Here is a 19,851-nt window from a genome sequence, read left to right on the forward strand (position 1 = left end):
CGGGTCATCCGTGTTACTCCTGCGATTAAAGGTGAACAGCACGTCGTCGGCGTTGAACTCACGAGTCGGCTTGAAATACGGGGTGGTGTGGAACTTGACGCCTTCACGCAGGTGGAAGGTGTAAGTCAGGCCATCGTCGGAGATGTCCCACTTGGTCGCCAGACCAGGAATCACAGCGGTGCCGCCGCGTTCGAACTGGGTCAGACGGTTGAACATGGTTTCAGCTGAGGCGTCGAAGTCGGTTCCGGTGGTGTACTGGCCCGGGTCGAAACCGGCCGGGCTGCCTTCGGAGCAGAACACCAGGTTAGTCGCAGCGGATGCGAAAGGTGCGGAGGCTAACAAGCCTGCGCCGACTAGAAACGGAATGACCGCGTGTTTAAGCATGTTGGCCTCATGATTTGTTGTCATTTTTTAGTTGTGAGGTACGACCTCGTGAGTCGTGCCTGCGGATACTTATGCAGGGGCCATACCCATTGCAAGATCCAGAGTGTGTGCGAGCGTTAAACGGTGGCACGTACGTACCTTAATGTCGCATCTGTGTAAGTTTTGACGCATTTGACCGTTTGCGCGGGTTTTTTACGGTGCAAATGGAGCCCCAAAACGGTGCGTTGGTCACGTTGTGTGCGCCGGGGTGGGGCTGGGTGTTACTTATTTATACTGTTGGTTTTTGTAGGATTTTTCTGAGGTTTGGGTGGGGGGTAGGTGGGGGTTGGGTTGTGGATTTTTTTGGAGGTTGTACTGGGTGCAACTGGGGTGCTTCTTTTGGTAGCGCCTTGGGTGAATATCCGTTTTTGGTGGCGTTTCTGATAATGGTTTCGCCCTTACGGCGACTCCCTTTGGCAAACGCCCCAAAGGAAGCAAAGGTCTGTGCCCTGACGTCCGGCCCTCGCTAAGGCTCGGGTTCCTTCGCTCCGGGTTCATCCGGGGGCATCGCCTACGGTTTGCTTCGCTGCACCTCCTCTCGATGCTTTCCCCGTATGAATCCCTCCACTCAGCCTCCCGACGGGCTCTAAGATCAAAAGCAGGCGAGCTGACACTCGGCCTAGTGGTCGGCGTGGGTTTGCCGCGATTTCATGTAGGAGCTGCCGAAGGCTGCGATCTTTTGATCTTCGTTGGATTCGCCCCTCACCCCAGCCCTCTCCCGAGGGAGAGGGGGCCGATTTGTAGGCCTTTCAGAATGTGGGTTCAACTCGGTATCCCAAATCGGCGTACCTCGCCCAAACACCTCGGTCAGTCCCCTCTCCCTCTGGGAGAGGGTTAGGGTGAGGGTTTGTTTTTGATTCATAAAAAAACCGGCAATCACTGCTGATCGCCGGTTTTTCATTCAGCCAAAATCAAATCACTGCATCAATACTTCAATCGAGCCATCCGCCGTCATGCTGACCTGGCTTGTACCCGCTTCAACTTCCGGCGTCACCGGCGCTGCATCCATTGCCGCCGCTTTCATCATCATCGGTGCACGCAGGTACGGTTGTGGGTAACCGTTGCTGTTGAGGTTCAGGTTGACGATTTTGTAGCCCTTGCCGCCGAGTGCGTCGGTGGCCAGTTGGGCGCGGTTTTTGAAGGCGGTGACGGCTTCTTTGAGGAGTTTGTCTTCGCTGGCCTTGCGGGTCCGGTCGGCGATGGCGAAGTCCATGCCGCCCATTTTCAGGTCGCCCAGCAGTTCGCCGGTGAGTTTGGAGAGGGCGGCGAAGTCGGAGCTTTCCAGGCGCAGTTCGGCGCGTTCACGCCAGCCGGTGATCTTTTGGCCTTTGGTGTCGTAGATCGGGTAGCTGTTGCGGCTGCCTTGGCGCAGGGTGATGTCTTTGACTTGTTTGGCCTGGCCGAGGGCCTTGTTCACGGCGGTGCTGATGTCGGCGGCGAGTTTGGCCGGGTCGGTGTTTTGTTCTTCGGTGTAGAGGGTGACGATCATCAGGTCGCGGGCGACTTCCGTGCTGACTTCGGCGCGCAGGGAGATCTGGTTGTAGTGCAGCTCATCGGCGGCCAGGGCCGGGAGGCTGGCGACGCTGCCGACGGTCAGGGCGAGAAGGGCGGCGCTGCGGCGAAATGTGTGCATGAAAGCTCCTTGATGAGGGCGCAGGTGATGGTTCGGGGGCCTGCGTGAAACCATCAGACTCTAGCTTTTATGATCCGGTTCGCCCAGTTACAACTTCTATACAGATACCGCGGATCCCAAGTTCAGAGAGCTTTTGTGGCGAGGGGATTTATCCCCGTTCGCCTGCGCAGCAGTCGCAAATCAGGCTGATGCGGTATGTCTGGTTGAATGAGGTCGTGTGATTTGGGGCGGCTTCGCCACCCAGCGGGGATAAATCCCCTCGCCACAATTGATCTCGGACAGCCATGCGAGGTGGTCAAGTTTGAGAGCCGTACCATGTGGTCGTTTGCCGCACTTTCGCCTCTCAAGCCCGTGGCTTGGTTATACTCCGTGCGATCCGCCTGGAGCGCTCATCAGGAGAGCTCATGCTCGCCCCCGTACAACTGACTTCCGCCACTCGCCAGAACCTCTGGCGGTTGACGTTCATCCGCACCTTGGTGCTCGCCGCGCAGGCTGGCTCCGTAGGCCTGGCCTACTGGCTGCAGCTGTTGCCGTTGCCGTGGGTGCAACTGGCGATGACCCTCGGCTGCTCGACGCTGCTCTGCGTGTTCACCGCCGTGCGCCTGCGCACCTCGTGGCCGGTGACCGAGCTCGAATACGCGCTGCAACTGGCCTGTGATCTGGTGATCCACAGTGCGCTGCTGTATTTCTCCGGCGGTTCGACCAACCCGTTCGTTTCCTATTATCTGGTGCCGCTGACCATCGCTGCGGTGACGCTGCCATGGCGCTATTCGGTGGTGCTGTCGGGCATCGCGCTGGCCCTGTACACGGTGATGCTGACGCGGTTCTATCCGCTGGAAACCTTGCCGATCGCCCGTGAAAACCTGCAGGTCTACGGCATGTGGCTGAGCTTCGCGCTCGCTGCCGCCGTCATCACCTTCTTCGCCGCGCGCATGGCCGAAGAGCTGCGCCGTCAGGAAGAGTTGCGGGCGATTCGCCGTGAAGAAGGTCTGCGCGATCAGCAGTTGCTCGCCGTTGCGACGCAAGCCGCCGGCGCTGCCCATGAACTCGGCACGCCGCTGGCGACCATGAGCGTGCTGCTCAAAGAGATGCAGCAGGATCACCCCGATCCGCTGCTGCAGGACGATCTGAAAGTGCTGCAAGATCAGGTCAAACTCTGCAAGGAAACCCTGCAGCAACTGGTGCGGGCCGCCGAAGCCAATCGTCGTCTGGCGATCGATATGCAGGACGTCACCGACTGGCTCGATGAGGCGCTTAATCGCTGGCACTTGATGCGTCCGGAAGCGAGCTATCGTTTCCATCGTCTCGGCCAAGGCACGGTGCCGCGCATGGCGCCGCCGCCGGATCTGACCCAGGCGCTGCTCAATCTGCTGAACAACGCCGCCGACGCCTGCCCGGAAAACCTTCAGGTAACCCTGGATTGGGATGCCGAAGACGTCACCATCAGCATTCGTGACCACGGCGCCGGTGTGCCGCTGGCCATCGCCGAGCAGATCGGCAAACCGTTTTTTACCACCAAGGGCAAAGGTTTCGGCCTGGGCCTGTTTTTGAGCAAGGCCAGCGTGACACGCGCCGGCGGCTCAGTGAAACTCTATAGTCATGAGGAAGGCGGCACGCTCACCGAGCTGCGCCTGCCCCACGGCGCCCGAGGAGACCAACATGAGTGACGAAATCCAAGTCGAAGGCGAAGAACTGCCGCATTTGCTGCTGGTCGATGACGACGCAACATTTACCCGCGTCATGGCCCGCGCCATGGCTCGCCGTGGCTTTCGCGTCAGCACCGCCGGTTCCGCCGAAGAAGGCCTGACCATCGCCCAGGCCGACCTGCCGGACTACGCTGCGCTCGACCTGAAAATGGACGGCGATTCCGGTCTGGTGCTGCTGCCCAAGCTGCTGGAGCTGGATCCGGAAATGCGCGTGGTGATCCTCACCGGTTATTCGAGCATTGCCACCGCGGTCGAAGCGATCAAGCGCGGCGCCTGCAACTACCTGTGCAAACCGGCCGACGCCGACGACGTATTGGCCGCGCTGCTCTCCGAACACGCCGACCTCGACAGTCTGGTGCCGGAAAACCCGATGTCGGTCGACCGCCTGCAGTGGGAACACATCCAGCGCGTGCTCACCGAACACGAAGGCAACATCTCCGCCACTGCCCGCGCCCTGGGCATGCACCGCCGCACCCTGCAGCGCAAACTGCAGAAGCGTCCGGTTCGTCGCTGAACCTGCGCTGAACGACTATCGCCAGCCCTCGCGATAAAACGCACCGATCAACTATGATCGGTGCGTGTCTGTTCTTTTCTATATCGAGCCTTTTCCATGAATCAGAACGCTGAATATTCCGCGGTCAACGATGCTGTGCGCGGGCAGTTTTTTCGCAAAGTGTGGGCGATCATCACCCCGTATTGGCGCAGTGAAGAGAAGGGCAAGGCCTGGACGCTGTTGATTGCCGTGATTGCGCTCTCGCTGCTTAGCGTGGGCATCTCGGTGTGGTTCAACACCTGGTACAAAGACTTTTACAACGCGCTGCAAAAGAAAGACGAGGCGGCGTTTTGGCAGTTGATTCTGTATTTCTGCGGGATTGCCGCCGTGGCGATTATCGGCGCGGTGTATCGGCTGTATCTGACGCAGATGCTGACGATTCGCTGGCGGGCCTGGCTCACCGAAAAGCATTTCTCGCGTTGGCTTTCCGACAAGAATTACTACCAGCTGGAGCAGGGCGGTTATACCGATAACCCGGATCAGCGGATTTCCGAAGACCTCAATAACTTCACTTCCAACACCCTCGAGCTGGGCATCGGCCTGCTGCGCAATATTGTCAGTCTGGTGTCGTTCTCGATCATTTTGTGGGGCGTGTCGGGCAGTATCGAAGTCTATGGCGTGACCATTCCCGGCTACATGTTCTGGTGCGTGCTGGTTTACGCGATCGTCGGCAGTTGGCTGACGCATTTGATCGGTCGTCGCTTGATCGGCCTGAACAACCAACAACAACGTTTCGAAGCCGACCTGCGTTTTTCCATGGTGCGGATTCGTGAGAACGCCGAAAGCATCGCGTTGTACAACGGCGAACCGAATGAAAATCGTCGCTTGAGCGGCCGCTTCGGCAATGTCTGGCACAACTTCTGGGACATCATGAAAGTGTCCAAGCGCCTGACCTTTTTCACCGCCGGTTACAGCCAGGCGGCGATCATTTTCCCGTTTATTGTGGCGTCGCCGCGTTACCTTGCCGGCAAGATCGAGCTCGGTGAACTGATGCAGATCAGCTCGGCGTTCGGCAACGTGCAAGAGAGTTTCAGCTGGTTCATCAGTGCCTATCAGAGCCTCGCTTCGTGGCGCGCCACGTGTGATCGTCTGCTGAGTTTCCGTCAGGCGATGACCGATAACGAAGAGCGCAAGCCTGCGATCGATGTGCAGAATCAGGGCAGCGAATTGAAGGTGCACAACCTCGGTCTGGATCTGGCCGACGGTCGTCATCTGCTGACCAGCGCCGACATGACCGTTGAGCCGGGTGATCGAGTGATGCTGAGCGGGCGTTCCGGCAGTGGTAAATCGACACTGCTGCGCGCGATGGGACATTTGTGGCCGGCGGGGCACGGCAACATTCGTCTGCCGGCGGCGCGTTACCTGTTCCTGCCGCAAAAACCGTATCTGCCGATCGGCACGTTGCGCGAAGCATTGAGTTATCCACAACCGAGCGAGACCTACGCGCCTGAGCGTTATGCCGAGGTGCTGGAAACCTGCCGCTTGCCGCATCTGGTGGCGCGACTGGACGAAGCCAATCACTGGCAGCGCATGCTGTCGCCGGGTGAGCAGCAACGACTGGCCTTCGCCCGCGCGCTGCTTTATGCGCCGCATTGGTTGTACATGGACGAAGCCACGTCGGCGATGGATGAAGAGGATGAGGCGACGTTGTATCAGGCGTTGATCGATCAGTTGCCAGGGTTGAGTATCGTCAGCGTCGGCCACCGCAGCAGTTTGAAACGCTTCCACCCTAGACATGTACGCATCGACAGCGGCCATCTGGTGGAGCAACCCGTCACCGCCTGACCCCCGGAGCCCTTGTAGGAGCTGCCGGAGGCTGCGATCTTTTGATCTTGATCCATAAAATCAAAAGATCGCAGCCTTCGGCAGCTCCTACAAGGAGGTCGCGTTGACAGTGATCGTACAACCCGCTTGAGCTATGATGGCCTCAAGCCGAATTTTCGAGACAAAATGCAGACCATGGAAAACTTGATCGACACCCCACGCTTCCCGCGCAAGCGCCGCAGCCTGGCACAGGAACTGGTGACGGTGCTGACCGAGCAGATCCGTGACGGCCTGCTCAAACGGGGCGATAAGCTGCCCACCGAGTCGGCGATCATGCAGGAGCACGGCGTCAGCCGCACCGTGGTGCGCGAGGCGATCTCCCGTCTGCAAGCCGCCGGGCAAGTGGAAACCCGCCACGGCATCGGCACGTTTGTGCTCGACACACCGAGCCCGAGCGGCTTTCGCATCGATCCGGCCACCGTCGTCACCTTACGTGACGTATTGGCGATTCTCGAATTGCGCATCAGCCTCGAAGTCGAGTCCGCCGGCCTCGCCGCGCAACGCCGCAGTCCGGAGCAACTGGCAACCATGCGCGCCGCCCTCGATGCACTGAACGACAGCGTCGCCCACGCCAGCGATGCCGTCGCGTCCGACTTCGCCTTTCACCTGGAAATCGCGCTGTCGACCGGCAACCGCTACTTCACCGACATCATGACCCACCTCGGCACCAGCATCATTCCGCGCACGCGGCTGAACTCAGCGCGTCTGGCCCATGACGATCAGCAGCACTACATGAATCGCGTCAGCCGCGAGCATGAAGAGATTTATCAGGCGATTGCCCGGCAGGATTCCGACGCGGCAAGAGCGGCGATGCGGCTGCATTTGACCAACAGCCGCGAAAGGCTGCGCCAGGCTCATGAAGAGGCACAGGCGCAGCGGGGATAAAGGGAAAGCTCAAAGCTCATCGACTTCATAGTCGATGTACTCGATTTCTCCGTCGAACAGCAATTTGAAGGTTTTTTCGACAATGACAAAGCGTTGATCGGGCAGAGCTTCGAATTCGACAAAGTCGTTGATCTGAACGTGCAGGTCGAATTCACGGGGGATCTCCAGCGGAGCAACTCGTGAATCGGGAGAGAAGTTGAAGCGATGCTTGGTCTTCATGTCGGGGGCTTCCTGGGCTGGAAATTTCTCCGATTCGGCCTGCTTTTTCAGAAGCCGGCACCTGTAAGAAAACCAGTTTCGACGAATGGTCATGCTTTCTGACGCCTTTGTATCTTCCTCAAATCGCCATCGCGAGCAGGCTCACTCCTACCTTGAAATGCGTTCCAATGTGGGAGTGAGCCTGCTCGCGATGGGGCCAGCCTCCGTCATGGATTTTTCAGTCTTAGGACAACATCTCTCCTGACCCCCGCTCTATTAACCTTTCTCCATGGTTGATCGAGGGCTCTGCCACAGCCTTCAATAGCGATATAAGCAATCCTGTCCGACAAAAAACCACCCGCAACGATGAAATGCAGTTGACGGTTATCTTTTAAGTTGTACGATGACCTACAACTTCGGCGAAGGCTGAACGTGACAATCACAACAATATTGCTACCCAGGGTGTTCGAATAATGAATCCACAAGAACTGAAGTCCATCCTCTCTGCCGGCCTGCTGTCCTTCCCGGTTACCGATTTCAACGCGCAGGGTGATTTCAACCGTGCGGGCTACATCAAGCGTCTGGAATGGCTGGCCCCGTACGGCGCTTCGGCTCTGTTCGCAGCGGGCGGCACCGGTGAATTCTTCTCCCTGGCCGCCAGCGAATATTCGGAAATCATCAAGACTGCCGTCGACACTTGCGAAACCAGCGTGCCGATTCTCGCCGGTGTCGGCGGTTCGACCCGTCAGGCCATCGAATACGCACAGGAAGCCGAGCGTCTGGGCGCCAAAGGCTTGCTGTTGCTGCCGCACTACCTGACCGAAGCCAGTCAGGACGGCGTTGCCGCTCACGTTGAAGCCGTGTGCAAATCGGTCAAGATCGGCGTGGTCGTCTACAACCGCAACGTTTGCCGCCTCAACGCGCCGCTGCTGGAACGTCTGGCCGAGCGCTGCCCGAACCTGATCGGTTACAAGGACGGTCTGGGCGATATCGAGTTGATGGTGTCGATCCGTCGCCGCCTCGGTGATCGCTTCAGCTACCTCGGTGGCTTGCCGACCGCCGAAGTCTACGCCGCTGCCTACAAGGCGCTGGGCGTGCCGGTTTACTCCTCGGCGGTGTTCAACTTCATTCCGAAAACCGCGATGGATTTCTACCACGCGATCGCTCGCGAAGATCACGCCACCGTCGGCAAGATCATCGACGACTTCTTCCTGCCGTACCTCGACATCCGCAACCGCAAGGCCGGTTACGCCGTGAGCATCGTCAAGGCCGGCGCCAAAATCGCTGGCTATGACGCCGGCCCGGTGCGCGCACCGCTGACCGACCTGACCGGCGAAGAGTACGAAATGCTCGCCGCACTGATCGACAAGCAAGGTGCGCAATAACCCCCGAACAAACCGAGGCCGCTGAGCAATCAGCGGCTTTTGCGTCGAGAGGAGAAAAGGCTGTGACTGATTCCAAGCGTTACGACAATTACATCAACGGTGAATGGGTTGCCGGTGCCGATTACTCGGCCAACATCAACCCGTCCGAGTTGAGCGACACCATCGGCGACTACGCCAAGGCTGATCTGACTCAGGTTCACGCGGCCATCGACGCGGCGCGCGCTGCGTTCCCGAACTGGTCGACCTCGGGCATTCAGGCCCGTCACGATTCGCTGGATAAAGTCGGCACGGAAATCCTCGCCCGTCGCGAAGAACTCGGCACCTTGCTGGCGCGGGAAGAGGGCAAGACCCTGCCCGAAGCCATCGGCGAAGTGACCCGCGCCGGCAACATTTTCAAGTTCTTCGCCGGTGAATGCCTGCGTCTGTCTGGCGACTACGTGCCGTCGGTGCGCCCAGGCGTCAACGTCGAAGTCACCCGCGAAGCACTGGGTGTGGTCGGTCTGATCACCCCGTGGAACTTCCCGATCGCGATTCCGGCGTGGAAGATCGCTCCGGCGCTGGCCTACGGCAACTGTGTCGTGCTGAAACCGGCCGATCTGGTGCCGGGTTGCGCTTGGGCACTGGCCGAAATCATCTCCCGCGCGGGCTTCCCGGCCGGCGTGTTCAATCTGGTGATGGGCAGCGGTCGTTTGGTGGGCGATGCGCTGGTGCAGAGCCCGAAAGTCGACGGCATCAGCTTTACCGGTTCGGTGGGCGTGGGTCGTCAGATCGCCGTTAACTGCGTGTCGCGTCAGGCGAAAGTGCAGCTGGAAATGGGCGGCAAAAACCCGCAGATCATTCTCGACGACGCTGACCTCAAAGAAGCGGTCGAGTTGTCGGTACAGAGCGCGTTTTACTCCACCGGTCAGCGTTGCACCGCGTCGAGCCGCTTGATCGTCACCGCCGGGATTCACGACAAATTTGTCGAAGCGATGGCCGAGCGCATGAAGTCGATCAAGGTCGGCCACGCGCTGAAATCCGGCACTGACATCGGTCCAGTGGTTTCGCAAGCACAGCTTGAACAGGACATGAAGTACATCGACATCGGTCAGTCCGAAGGTGCGCGTCTGGTCAGCGGCGGAGGTCTGGTGACTTGCGATACCGAAGGCTACTTCCTCGCGCCAACGCTGTTTGCCGACAGCGAAGCGTCGATGCGCATCAGCCGTGAAGAGATCTTCGGGCCGGTGGCCAACATTGTTCGCGTGGCGGATTACGACGCGGCGCTGGCGATGGCCAACGACACCGAGTTCGGTCTGTCGGCGGGTATCGCGACGACGTCGCTGAAGTACGCCAACCACTTCAAACGCCACTCGCAGGCCGGCATGGTGATGGTCAACTTGCCGACCGCCGGCGTCGATTACCACGTTCCGTTCGGTGGCCGTAAAGGTTCATCCTATGGCTCACGTGAGCAAGGCCGCTATGCCCAGGAGTTCTACACCGTGGTGAAAACCAGCTACATCGGCTCCTGAATGCAGCACGCGGTGTCGACCCTGACACCGCAATCCCTGTAGGAGCTGCCGCAGGCTGCGATCTTTTGATCCTGATCTTAAAAACAAGATCAAAAGATCGCAGCCTTCGGCAGCTCCTACAGGGAACCCGAAATACGGACATCCCGTAATACAGGGACACCCGGAAAACCGGGCACCAAAGAAGATTCACCCGCGCATAAAAATAATCAGTGGGAGTACATCTACATGCAATCGTCCAAGCCGACTCACGTCCGCTATTTGATCTTGCTCATGCTGTTTCTGGTGACCACGATCAACTACGCCGACCGTGCCACGATCGCCATTGCCGGCTCCAGCCTGCAAAAAGACCTCGGCATTGACGCAGTCACCCTCGGCTACATCTTCTCTGCATTCGGTTGGGCCTACGTGGCCGGGCAAATTCCTGGTGGCTGGCTGCTCGATCGTTTCGGCTCGAAAAAAGTTTACGCCCTGAGCATTTTCACCTGGTCGCTGTTCACCGTGCTGCAAGGCTTTGTCGGTGAGTTCGGCATGTCCACGGCGATCGTTGCGCTGTTTATGCTGCGCTTCCTCGTTGGTCTGGCTGAGGCGCCATCGTTCCCGGGCAACGCACGCATCGTAGCGGCGTGGTTCCCGACCGCTGAGCGCGGTACCGCGTCGGCGATCTTCAACTCGGCGCAATATTTTGCCACCGTGTTGTTCGCCCCATTGATGGGCTGGATCGTGTACTCCTTCGGTTGGGAGCACGTGTTTATCGTCATGGGGATTCTCGGGATTGTGTTTTCGCTGGTCTGGCTGAAAGTGATCTACAGCCCGCGTGAGCACCCACGCATCAACGAAGCCGAGTTCAAGCACATCGCTGAAAACGGCGGCATGGTCGACATGGATCAGACGGGCAAAAAGTCCGACGGCCCGAAATGGGATTACATCCGTCAGTTGCTGACCAATCGCATGATGCTCGGTGTGTATCTGGGTCAATACTGCATCAACGGCATCACCTATTTCTTCCTGACCTGGTTCCCGGTGTACCTGGTGCAAGAGCGTGGCATGACCATTCTCAAGGCCGGTTTCATCGCCTCGTTGCCGGCGATCTGCGGCTTCATTGGCGGCGTGCTCGGCGGGGTGATTTCCGATTACCTGTTGCGTAAAGGCCACTCGCTGACCTTCGCCCGTAAAGCACCGATCATCGCTGGTCTGCTGGTGTCCAGCAGCATCGTTGCCTGCAATTATGTTGATGTGGAATGGATGGTCGTTGGCTTCATGGCCCTGGCCTTCTTCGGCAAAGGCGTTGGCGCACTGGGTTGGGCGGTGGTCTCCGACACCTCACCAAAACAGATCGCCGGTCTGAGCGGCGGCCTGTTCAACACCTTCGGCAACATCGCTTCGATTACCACACCGATCGTGATTGGCTACATCATCAGCTCCACCGGTTCGTTCAAATGGGCGCTGGTGTTCGTCGGTGCCAACGCACTGGTGGCGGTGTTCAGCTACCTGGTCATCGTTGGCCCGATCAAACGTGTGGTACTCAAAGAGCCGCCAACCAACGGCGGTGTTGAAGCCAGCGGTAAATTGTCTCAAGCGCATTCCTGAGGAGCGGCGTCATGCAGTTGATTGAACATTCCGACTCGCCGCGCCACATCCGCCTGCACGAGCGGGACAATGTGGTGGTCGTGGTCAATGACCAGGGCGCACCGGCCGGCACTGAGTTTGCCGATGGTTTGGTGACCGTGGAGTTCGTGCCGCAAAGCCACAAGATCACCCTCGAAGACATTGCCGAGGGCGGTCAGGTGATTCGCTACGGTCAGGTCATTGGCTACGCGTTGCAGCCGATCCGCCGGGGCAGTTGGGTCAAGGAAGATCAACTGCGCATGCCGACCGCGCCGCCACTGGACAGCTTGCCGCTGTCCACCGACGTGCCGGACGCGCAGGCACCGCTGGAAGGCTTCACCTTCGAAGGCTATCGCAACGCTGACGGCACCGTCGGCACGCGCAATATTCTCGGCATTACTACGACCGTGCAGTGCGTCACCGGCGTGCTCGATCACGCGGTGAAACGCATCAAGGATGAGCTGCTGCCGAAGTACCCGCACGTCGATGACGTGGTGGCGCTGACGCACAGTTACGGCTGCGGCGTGGCGATCACCGCCACCGACGCCTACATCCCGATTCGCACCGTGCGCAATCTGGCGCGCAACCCGAACCTCGGCGGCGAGGCGTTGGTGATCAGTCTGGGCTGCGAGAAATTGCAGGCCGGGCAGGTGATGCACGAGGACGATGCTTCGGTGGATCTCAGTGATCCGTGGCTGTATCGCTTGCAGGATTCCAGTCACGGTTTCACCGAGATGATCGAGCAGATCATGGAACTGGCGGAAGTGCGCCTGAAGAAACTCGACCAGCGCCGCCGCGAAACCGTGCCGGCGTCCGAGTTGATCCTCGGCATGCAATGCGGCGGCAGCGATGCGTTTTCCGGGATCACCGCCAACCCGGCGCTGGGCTATGCCTCCGACTTGTTGTTGCGCGCCGGGGCCACGGTGATGTTTTCCGAAGTCACCGAAGTGCGTGATGCGATTTACCTGCTGACCTCTCGCGCCGAGACCAAGACCGTCGCCGAAGAACTGGTGCGCGAAATGGACTGGTACGACCGCTATCTGGCCAAGGGCGAGGCGGATCGCAGCGCCAACACCACGCCGGGCAACAAGAAGGGCGGGCTGTCGAACATTGTCGAGAAGTCGTTGGGTTCTATCGTCAAATCCGGCAGCAGCGCGATCAATGGCGTACTCGGCCCGGGCGAACGTTTCAAGCAGAAGGGGCTGATTTTCTGTGCGACGCCGGCGAGTGATTTTGTCTGCGGGACGCTGCAGTTGGCGGCCGGGATGAATTTGCATGTGTTCACCACCGGGCGGGGTACGCCGTACGGTTTGGCGATGGCGCCGGTGGTGAAGGTGTCGACGCGCACGGAGCTGGCGCAGCGTTGGCCGGATCTGATTGATATCGACGCCGGGCGGATTGCCACCGGGCGCGCGACGATTGAGGAATTGGGTTGGGAGTTGTTTCACTACTATCTGGATGTTGCGAGCGGCAAGCAGCAGACGTGGGCGGAGAAGCACAAGCTGCATAACGACATTACGTTGTTTAACCCGGCGCCGATTACTTAAAACCGCGTTATCGTTCTTCGCGAGCAGGCTCGCTCCCACATTTGAAATGCATTCCCCTGTGGGAGCGAGCCTGCTCGCGAAGGCGATCCAACAGACGCCGAACGATCGGGTGGCTTATCATTAGCCACCTAACGACGCTCACCCAAGGCTCCCTCGGCATGCTGGCAATTTTCCTCGAAACCCTGAACATCACCGCGCCGGTGTTTGCCATGTTGTTTCTCGGTGTGTTGCTCAAGCGCATCGACTGGATCAACGACAACTTCATCCACACCGCCTCGGCGCTGGTGTTCAACGTGACCATGCCGGCGCTGTTGTTCCTCGGCATTCTGCACGCCGACCTGCACGCTGCGTTGCAACCAGCGCTGCTGATCTACTTCTCCGTCGCCACGCTCGTCTGTTTTGCCATCGCCTGGGGCTGGGCAATTTTCAAATGCCCGCGTGAAGATCGCGGCATCTACACCCAAGGCGCGTTTCGCGGTAATAACGGCGTGATCGGTCTGGCGCTGGCGGCGAGCATGTACGGCGATTACGGGATCTCCCTCGGCGCGATTCTCGCGGCGTTGGTGATCCTGTTTTACAACACGCTATCGACGATTGTGCTGGCGGTGTACAGCCCGGTGATCAAGTCCGATCCGTGGAGCATCTGCAAAAGCGTGTTCAGCAATCCGCTGATCATCAGCGTGATTGCGGCGGCGCCGTTTGCCTATTTCAAGATCGGTTTGCCGGGGTGGCTGGAGACTTCCGGGCAGTATCTGGCGCAGACCACCTTGCCGCTGGCGCTGATCTGCATCGGCGGAACCCTGTCGCTGGCAGCGTTGCGCAAGAGCGGCAACATGGCGCTCAGTTCGAGTCTGGTGAAGATGATCGGTTTGCCGGTGCTGGCGACGCTCGGGGCGTGGTTGTGCGGCTTTCGTGGGGCGGAGTTGGGGATTCTGTTTCTGTACTTCGGCAGCCCGACGGCGGCGGCGAGTTTCGTTATGGCGCGGGCGGCGCAGGGCAATCATGAGTTGGCGGCGGCGATTATTGTGCTGACCACGTTGATGGCGGCGATTACCACCAATGTCGGGATCTTTGTTTTGCAGTGGGGTGGGTGGATCTAAAGGGCAACATCAAAAGATCGCAGCCTGCGGCAGCTCCTGCATGGCATACGTTCCCCTGTAGGAGCTGCCGAAGGCTGCGATCTTTCAGCTCTTCTCGTAGCTGTCGATCACTTCCTGCGCCGCGCGAAACGCATCTATCGCCGCCGGCACGCCGGCATACACCGCGCAATGCAGCAGCGCCTCACGAATCTCGTCCACCGTGCAGCCGTTGTTCAGCGCCCCACGCACATGCCCCTTCAGCTCCTGCGGACACTTCAGCGCCGTCAGCGCGGCCAGGGTAATCAAGCTGCGCGTCTTCAGCGGCAAACCTTCGCGATTCCACACACCGCCCCATGCATGTTCATTAACGAAATCCTGCAACGGCTGGGTGAACTCGGTGGCGTTGCCCAGCGCGCGATCGACAAACGCATCGCCCATTACCTGGCGGCGAACTTCTACCCCGGACTTCTTCGATTCGGTCATGGCATATCACTCTTGTGGTGTTGGCGGCGCCAGGCGCGGATGGACGTAAACAACAAATACCCCAGCAGCGGCGGCAGAACGTAAAACAGCATCAGCCGCTCCAGTTTGCCGGCCAGCGGCATGCCGGTGGTGAACGACACCACGTGCAGCCCGTAGACCAGATACAAACCGAGCAGCAACAAACCTTCGGCGCGGGTCACGCGGTAGCCGGAATAGAACACCGGCAGGCACAGCGCGGCGACGCCGAGCATCACCGGCAGATCGAAATCCAGTGCGTTCGGCGATACCGACAATGGTGTCGGCGCGATCAAAGCGGTGAGGCCGAGCACGCCGAGCAGGTTGAACAGATTGGCGCCGATCACGTTGCCCACGGCGATGTCGCGTTGGCCGCGCAGGGCGGCGATCAGCGAGGTCGCCAGTTCCGGCAGCGACGTGCCGACAGCGACCACGGTCAAACCGATCACCCGTTCCGAGAAGCCCAGATCCGTCGCTACCACCACGGCCGCGCCGAGCAGCAGATGCCCGGCGAATACCAGCATCGCCAGCCCGACGATGATCATCAAAACGCTGGCAAGCCATGAGGTTTTTACCGCGTCGGGTTGCGCGGAATGCGGTCGCGCCGAGTGCCGTGACTGGCGCAACAGCAAGCCGAGATACAACGCTAAAGCACCGAGTAACAGAGCGCCGTCGAAGCGGCTGATCTCTTCATTCCACGCCAACACGAACACCAGCAGACTGGCGCCGATCATCAGTGGAATGTCGAGACGCACCAGTTGCCGCGACACGCGCAGCGGAATGATCAGCGCCGACAAACCGAGGGTCACAAGGATGTTGAAGATGCTGCTGCCGACCACGCTGCTGACGGCGATGTCGGGGGTGTGCCCCAGCGCGGCTTGCACGCTGACGGCCATCTGCGGCGCACTGCTGCCGAGGGCGACAATGGTCAGGCCGATGATCAATGGACGCACATGCAGACGCTCGGCCAGACGCACCGCCGCGCGCACCATCAGTTCGGCGCCGAAGATCAGCAGGCACAGGCCGGCGAGCAATTCGATCACGCTGATCAGCGGTAAATCGGTCAGTCCGAAAATGGTCAGCGCTCCATCAGTCGAGGGCCTGCACGCGAACCCGCGCGGTACCGCTGCTGAGCATACCGAGTTGTTTGGCGGCTTCGCGTGAAACATCAATCAGGCGTCCACGCGTATGCGGGCCACGATCATTAATGCGCACCACAACGGACTCATCGTTTTTCAGGTTGGTGACCTTCACCCGCGTGCCAAAGGGCAACTGGCGGTGGGCGGCGGTCAGGGAATTCTGGTTGAACGCTTCGCCACTGGCGGTGCGTTTACCGTGGTGCTTGGCACCGTAATAAGAAGCGACGCCGGTCTGGTCGTAACCGTGCGGGTCGATGGTGTCGGTACTGGCACAACCGGCCAGCAAAGAGAGCAGGGCGCAGGCGCCGAGCAGACGTTTCATTCAGATACTCCAAAGTGATCGTTCCCACGCTCCAGCGTGGGAATGCATCCCGTGACGCTCTGCGTCACACCGCAATGGACGCGGAGCGTCCGGGGCGGCATTCCCACGCAGAGCGTGGGAACGATCCCCGAGCGCGGGGCCAGAATCAGCCTTCGAGCTTGCTTTTCAGCAGTTCGTTCACTTGCTGCGGGTTGGCTTTGCCTTTCGACGCTTTCATCGCCTGGCCGACAAAGAAGCCGAACATCTTGCCGCGTTTGGCTTCATCCGCCGCACGGTACTGTTCAACTTGCTCGGCGTTGGCCGCGAGCATTTCGTCGAGCACCGCCGAGATTGCGCCGCTGTCGGTCACTTGTTTCAGGCCGCGTTTTTCGATGATCTCGTCTGCGCTGCCTTCACCGTTGGCCATCGCTTCAAACACCACCTTGGCGATCTTGCCGGAGATGGTGTTGTCCTTGATGCGCAGCAGCATGCCACCCAACAGTTCCGCCGACACCGGCGACTCGTCGATGTCCAGGCCTTGCTTGTTGAGCAGGCTGCCCAACTCGACCATCACCCAGTTCGCCGCCAGTTTGGCGTCGCCGCCGATGCTCGCGACTTTCTCGAAGTAATCGGCTTGCTCGCGGCTGGTGGCCAGCACGCTGGCGTCGTAGACCGACAGACCGAATTGCTCCTGGAAGCGCTCGCGTTTCTGCGGAGGCAGTTCCGGCAGGGTGGCGCGCACCTCGCCGAGGAACGACTCTTCGATGACCACCGGCAGCAGATCCGGATCGGGGAAGTAACGGTAGTCGTTGGCTTCCTCTTTCGAACGCATCGGACGGGTCTCGTCCTTGTTCGGATCGTACAGACGGGTCTGCTGGATCACTTTGCCGCCGTCTTCGATCAGCTCGATCTGACGCTGGATCTCGGAGTTGATCGCCTTCTCGATGAAGCGGAACGAGTTGACGTTTTTGATCTCGCAACGCGTGCCGAACTCGACTTGGCCTTTCGGGCGGATCGACACGTTGCAGTCGCAACGCAGCGAACCTTCGGCCATGTTGCCGTCGCAGATGCCCAGATAACGCACCAGCGCGTGGATCGCCTTGACGTAAGCCACGGCTTCCTTGGCGCTGCGCATGTCCGGCTCGGAAACGATTTCCAGCAGCGGCGTGCCGGCACGGTTCAGGTCGATGCCGGTGGCGCCGTTGAATTCTTCGTGCAGGCTCTTGCCGGCGTCTTCTTCCAGGTGCGCGCGGGTGATGCCGACGCGTTTGACGGTGCCGTCTTCCAGCGCGATGTCCAGGTGGCCCTTGCCAACGATCGGCAATTCCATCTGGCTGATCTGGTAGCCCTTCGGCAAGTCCGGATAGAAGTAGTTTTTACGGGCGAACACGTTGTGCTGACCGATCTCGGCGTCAATCGCCAGACCGAACATCACCGCCATACGCACCGCTTCCTGGTTCAGCACCGGAAGAACGCCGGGCATGCCCAGATCGATCAGGCTGGCCTGGGTGTTCGGCTCGGAACCGAATGTGGTGGAACTACCGGAAAAGATTTTCGACCGGGTGGTGAGCTGGGTGTGAATCTCCAGCCCGATCACGACTTCCCATTGCATGTGTGTCTCCTCAGAAGCCGGTTGGGGTGCGGGTGTGCCAGTCAGTGTTGAGCTGATACTGGTGCGCAACATTGAGCAAACGGCCTTCCTGGAAATACGGCGCAAGCAACTGCACGCCCACCGGCAGACCGTCGACAAAACCGGCCGGCATCGACAGGCCCGGCAGGCCCGCGAGGTTGGCGGTGATGGTGTAGACGTCTTCCAGATAAGCAGCGACCGGGTCACTGTTCTTGGCGCCAAGCTTCCAGGCCGGGTTCGGCGTGGTTGGGCCGAGGATGATGTCGACTTCATTGAAGGCAGCCATGAAGTCGTTTTTCACCAGACGACGGATCTTCTGCGCTTTCAGGTAGTAGGCGTCGTAGTAACCGGCGGACAGCGCGTAGGCACCGACCATGATCCGGCGCTGGACTTCCGGGCCGAAGCCTTCGCCACGGGAGCGCTTGTACAGGTCGATCAGGTCTTTCGGTTGCTCGCAGCGATGGCCGAAACGCACGCCGTCGAAACGCGACAGGTTCGAAGAAGCCTCTGCTGGCGCGATCACGTAGTACGCAGGAATCGCGTGCTGCATGTTCGGCAGGCTGATTTCCTTGATCACGGCACCGAGCTTCTGCAGCTCTTTAATGCTGTTCTGGATCAGTTCGGCGATGCGCGGGTCGAGACCGGCGCTGAAGTATTCCTTCGGCACGCCGATGCGCAGGCCTTGCAGCGAATCGCCGAGGCTTGCGGAGTAATCCGGAACCGGCTCATCGATGCTGGTGGAGTCGTTCTGATCGAAGCCAGCCATACCTTGCAACAAAATTGCGCAGTCTTCAGCCGTGCGCGCCAACGGGCCGCCCTGATCGAGACTGGAGGCGTAAGCGATCATGCCCCAGCGCGAAACGCGACCGTACGTCGGTTTCAGGCCGGTGAGGTTGGTGAACGCTGCTGGCTGACGAATCGAACCGCCGGTATCGGTGGCCGTCGCCGCTGGCAACAGACGAGCGGCAACTGCGGCCGCCGAACCGCCGGACGAACCGCCCGGTACGTGTTCCAGATTCCACGGGTTTTTCACCGCGCCGTACCAGCTCGACTCGTTGGCCGAACCCATGGCGAACTCGTCCATGTTGGTCTTGCCCAGGGTCACGGCGCCGGCAGCGGCCAGCTTCGCGACCACGGTGGCGTCGTATGGGGCCTTGAAGTTGTCGAGCATCTTCGAACCGCAGCTGGTGCGAATGCCCTGAGTGCAGAACAGGTCTTTGTGGGCGATCGGCGCGCCGAGCAGGGCGCCGCTCTCACCGTTGGCGCGGCGGGCATCGGCGGCTTTCGCCTGCTCGAGAGCCAGCTCTTCGGTGAGGCTGATGAAACTATTGAGCTGCGGGTCGAGCTGGGTAATACGCGCCAGCAGGACTTTGGTCAGCTCTTCGGAGGAAAACTTTTTATCGGCGAGACCGCGGGCGATCTCGGCCAGAGTCATTTGATGCATTGCAGGCTCTTTCCCTTTAGTCGATGACTTTCGGAACCAGATACAGGCCGTTTTCGACCGCTGGTGCGATGGACTGGTAGGCCTCGCGGTGATTGCTCTCGGTCACGACGTCGGCACGCAGGCGCTGACTGGCTTCCAGCGGGTGGGCCAGAGGCTCGATACCGTCGGTATTAACAGCCTGCATTTCGTCGACCAGCCCGAGAATGCTGTTGAGGGCGGAAGTAATGTGTGGAAGATCAGCATCATTGAGGCCAAGGCAGGCCAGATGAGCAATCTTTTCCACGTCGGAGCGTTCTAGCGCCATCGGGATTCTCCAGTGGAAAACAGAACACACGGCGTCCGTGTGTTAGATTGTTCGGAACACTACCGCACTTCTACGGTCATAAGGCCGCGATTGTGGGGCTTGGTGCACAGAAAAGCGGCCAATTTAACATATTGGCGCCTTGCCCAAAATCCCTGTCGTTGTTAGAGTTTGCCGCACTTTTTTACCCAC

At 59.7% G+C, this 19,851-nt stretch carries 18 protein-coding genes; 9 read left to right on the forward strand and 9 right to left on the reverse strand.

The genetic code is table 11. The features are described 5' to 3' along the window. Both ACIOMO_RS22380 and ACIOMO_RS22385 read right to left on the reverse strand, forming a co-directional pair. Nucleotides 1–384: ABC transporter substrate-binding protein (locus ACIOMO_RS22380; protein ID WP_401243633.1), on the reverse strand; the 384-nt coding region annotated here is incomplete at its 3' end. Nucleotides 385–1,339: 955 nt separating this feature from the next. Next, nucleotides 1,340–2,056 carry an SIMPL domain-containing protein gene (locus ACIOMO_RS22385; protein ID WP_401243635.1) on the reverse strand — a complete coding sequence of 239 codons (717 nt, stop codon included), beginning with the start codon at nt 2,054–2,056 and terminating at the stop codon, nt 1,340–1,342. 404 nt (nt 2,057–2,460) lie between these two features. Between ACIOMO_RS22385 and ACIOMO_RS22390 the strand changes: the two genes are divergently transcribed. The 4 genes from ACIOMO_RS22390 to ACIOMO_RS22405 all read left to right on the forward strand — a co-directional run bounded on the left by ACIOMO_RS22390 (nt 2,461) and on the right by ACIOMO_RS22405 (nt 7,024). Beyond that, nucleotides 2,461–3,723, forward strand: coding sequence for an ATP-binding protein (locus tag ACIOMO_RS22390; protein ID WP_053117073.1), 1,263 nt, complete (start codon nt 2,461–2,463; stop codon nt 3,721–3,723). Further along, nucleotides 3,716–4,276, forward strand: coding sequence for a response regulator transcription factor (locus tag ACIOMO_RS22395; RefSeq protein ID WP_003221630.1), 561 nt, complete (start codon nt 3,716–3,718; stop codon nt 4,274–4,276). Before ACIOMO_RS22390 ends, ACIOMO_RS22395 begins: the two co-directional genes overlap by 8 nt. Nucleotides 4,277–4,372: 96 nt before the next feature. After that, nucleotides 4,373–6,100: an ABC transporter ATP-binding protein/permease gene (locus ACIOMO_RS22400; RefSeq protein WP_053117074.1), complete on the forward strand. Its 1,728-nt coding sequence runs from the start codon at nt 4,373–4,375 to the stop codon at nt 6,098–6,100. A 174-nt stretch (nt 6,101–6,274) separates the two neighbouring features. Continuing rightward, a complete protein-coding gene (locus ACIOMO_RS22405; protein ID WP_177329666.1) occupies nt 6,275–7,024 on the forward strand; it encodes a FadR/GntR family transcriptional regulator in 750 nt (249 codons plus the stop codon). Between the two features lie 9 nt (nt 7,025–7,033). Here the strand turns inward: ACIOMO_RS22405 and ACIOMO_RS22410 are convergent, their stop codons facing one another. Then, nucleotides 7,034–7,336 (reverse strand): hypothetical protein, encoded by a 303-nt coding sequence (locus ACIOMO_RS22410; protein WP_401243637.1) that lies wholly within the window; start codon nt 7,334–7,336, stop codon nt 7,034–7,036. 359 nt (nt 7,337–7,695) lie between these two features. On the opposite strand from ACIOMO_RS22410, the gene kdgD reads away from it, so the two are divergent. From kdgD to ACIOMO_RS22435, 5 genes are all read left to right on the forward strand, one after another. After that, a complete protein-coding gene (kdgD, locus tag ACIOMO_RS22415) occupies nt 7,696–8,607 on the forward strand; it encodes a 5-dehydro-4-deoxyglucarate dehydratase (RefSeq protein ID WP_053117076.1) in 912 nt (303 codons plus the stop codon). Nucleotides 8,608–8,669: 62 nt separating this feature from the next. Then, the gene (locus ACIOMO_RS22420; protein ID WP_401243640.1) at nt 8,670–10,115 is read left to right on the forward strand and encodes an aldehyde dehydrogenase family protein; all 1,446 of its coding nucleotides are present in this window, start codon (nt 8,670–8,672) and stop codon (nt 10,113–10,115) included. 225 nt (nt 10,116–10,340) lie between these two features. After that, nucleotides 10,341–11,702: an MFS transporter gene (locus tag ACIOMO_RS22425; RefSeq protein WP_053117078.1), complete on the forward strand. Its 1,362-nt coding sequence runs from the start codon at nt 10,341–10,343 to the stop codon at nt 11,700–11,702. Between the two features lie 11 nt (nt 11,703–11,713). Continuing rightward, the gene (gene garD, locus ACIOMO_RS22430) at nt 11,714–13,267 is read left to right on the forward strand and encodes a galactarate dehydratase (RefSeq protein WP_401243642.1); all 1,554 of its coding nucleotides are present in this window, start codon (nt 11,714–11,716) and stop codon (nt 13,265–13,267) included. A 158-nt stretch (nt 13,268–13,425) separates the two neighbouring features. Further along, complete coding sequence (locus ACIOMO_RS22435; RefSeq protein WP_159812145.1) at nt 13,426–14,367, forward strand: AEC family transporter; 942 nt, start codon at nt 13,426–13,428, stop codon at nt 14,365–14,367. An 84-nt stretch (nt 14,368–14,451) separates the two neighbouring features. Here the strand turns inward: ACIOMO_RS22435 and ACIOMO_RS22440 are convergent, their stop codons facing one another. The 6 genes from ACIOMO_RS22440 to gatC all read right to left on the reverse strand — a co-directional run bounded on the left by ACIOMO_RS22440 (nt 14,452) and on the right by gatC (nt 19,662). Further along, entirely contained in the window at nt 14,452–14,829 is a 378-nt protein-coding gene (locus ACIOMO_RS22440) for a carboxymuconolactone decarboxylase family protein (RefSeq protein ID WP_007915345.1), read from the reverse strand. Next, a complete protein-coding gene (locus ACIOMO_RS22445) occupies nt 14,826–15,887 on the reverse strand; it encodes a calcium/sodium antiporter (protein WP_401243644.1) in 1,062 nt (353 codons plus the stop codon). The genes ACIOMO_RS22440 and ACIOMO_RS22445 overlap by 4 nt, the downstream gene beginning before the upstream one ends. Before the next feature lie 46 nt (nt 15,888–15,933). After that, nucleotides 15,934–16,305, reverse strand: coding sequence for a septal ring lytic transglycosylase RlpA family protein (locus tag ACIOMO_RS22450; RefSeq protein ID WP_053117082.1), 372 nt, complete (start codon nt 16,303–16,305; stop codon nt 15,934–15,936). Between the two features lie 145 nt (nt 16,306–16,450). After that, a complete protein-coding gene (gatB, locus tag ACIOMO_RS22455) occupies nt 16,451–17,896 on the reverse strand; it encodes an Asp-tRNA(Asn)/Glu-tRNA(Gln) amidotransferase subunit GatB (protein ID WP_008085412.1) in 1,446 nt (481 codons plus the stop codon). A gap of 10 nt (nt 17,897–17,906) precedes the next feature. Then, a complete protein-coding gene (gatA, locus tag ACIOMO_RS22460) occupies nt 17,907–19,358 on the reverse strand; it encodes an Asp-tRNA(Asn)/Glu-tRNA(Gln) amidotransferase subunit GatA (RefSeq protein ID WP_025109475.1) in 1,452 nt (483 codons plus the stop codon). A gap of 16 nt (nt 19,359–19,374) precedes the next feature. Beyond that, the gene (gatC, locus tag ACIOMO_RS22465; RefSeq protein ID WP_007915356.1) at nt 19,375–19,662 is read right to left on the reverse strand and encodes an Asp-tRNA(Asn)/Glu-tRNA(Gln) amidotransferase subunit GatC; all 288 of its coding nucleotides are present in this window, start codon (nt 19,660–19,662) and stop codon (nt 19,375–19,377) included. Between the last annotated feature and the right edge of the window lie 189 nt (nt 19,663–19,851).

This window comes from Pseudomonas sp. NPDC087804, assembly GCF_044742965.1.
GTDB lineage: Bacteria > Pseudomonadota > Gammaproteobacteria > Pseudomonadales > Pseudomonadaceae > Aquipseudomonas > Aquipseudomonas rustica.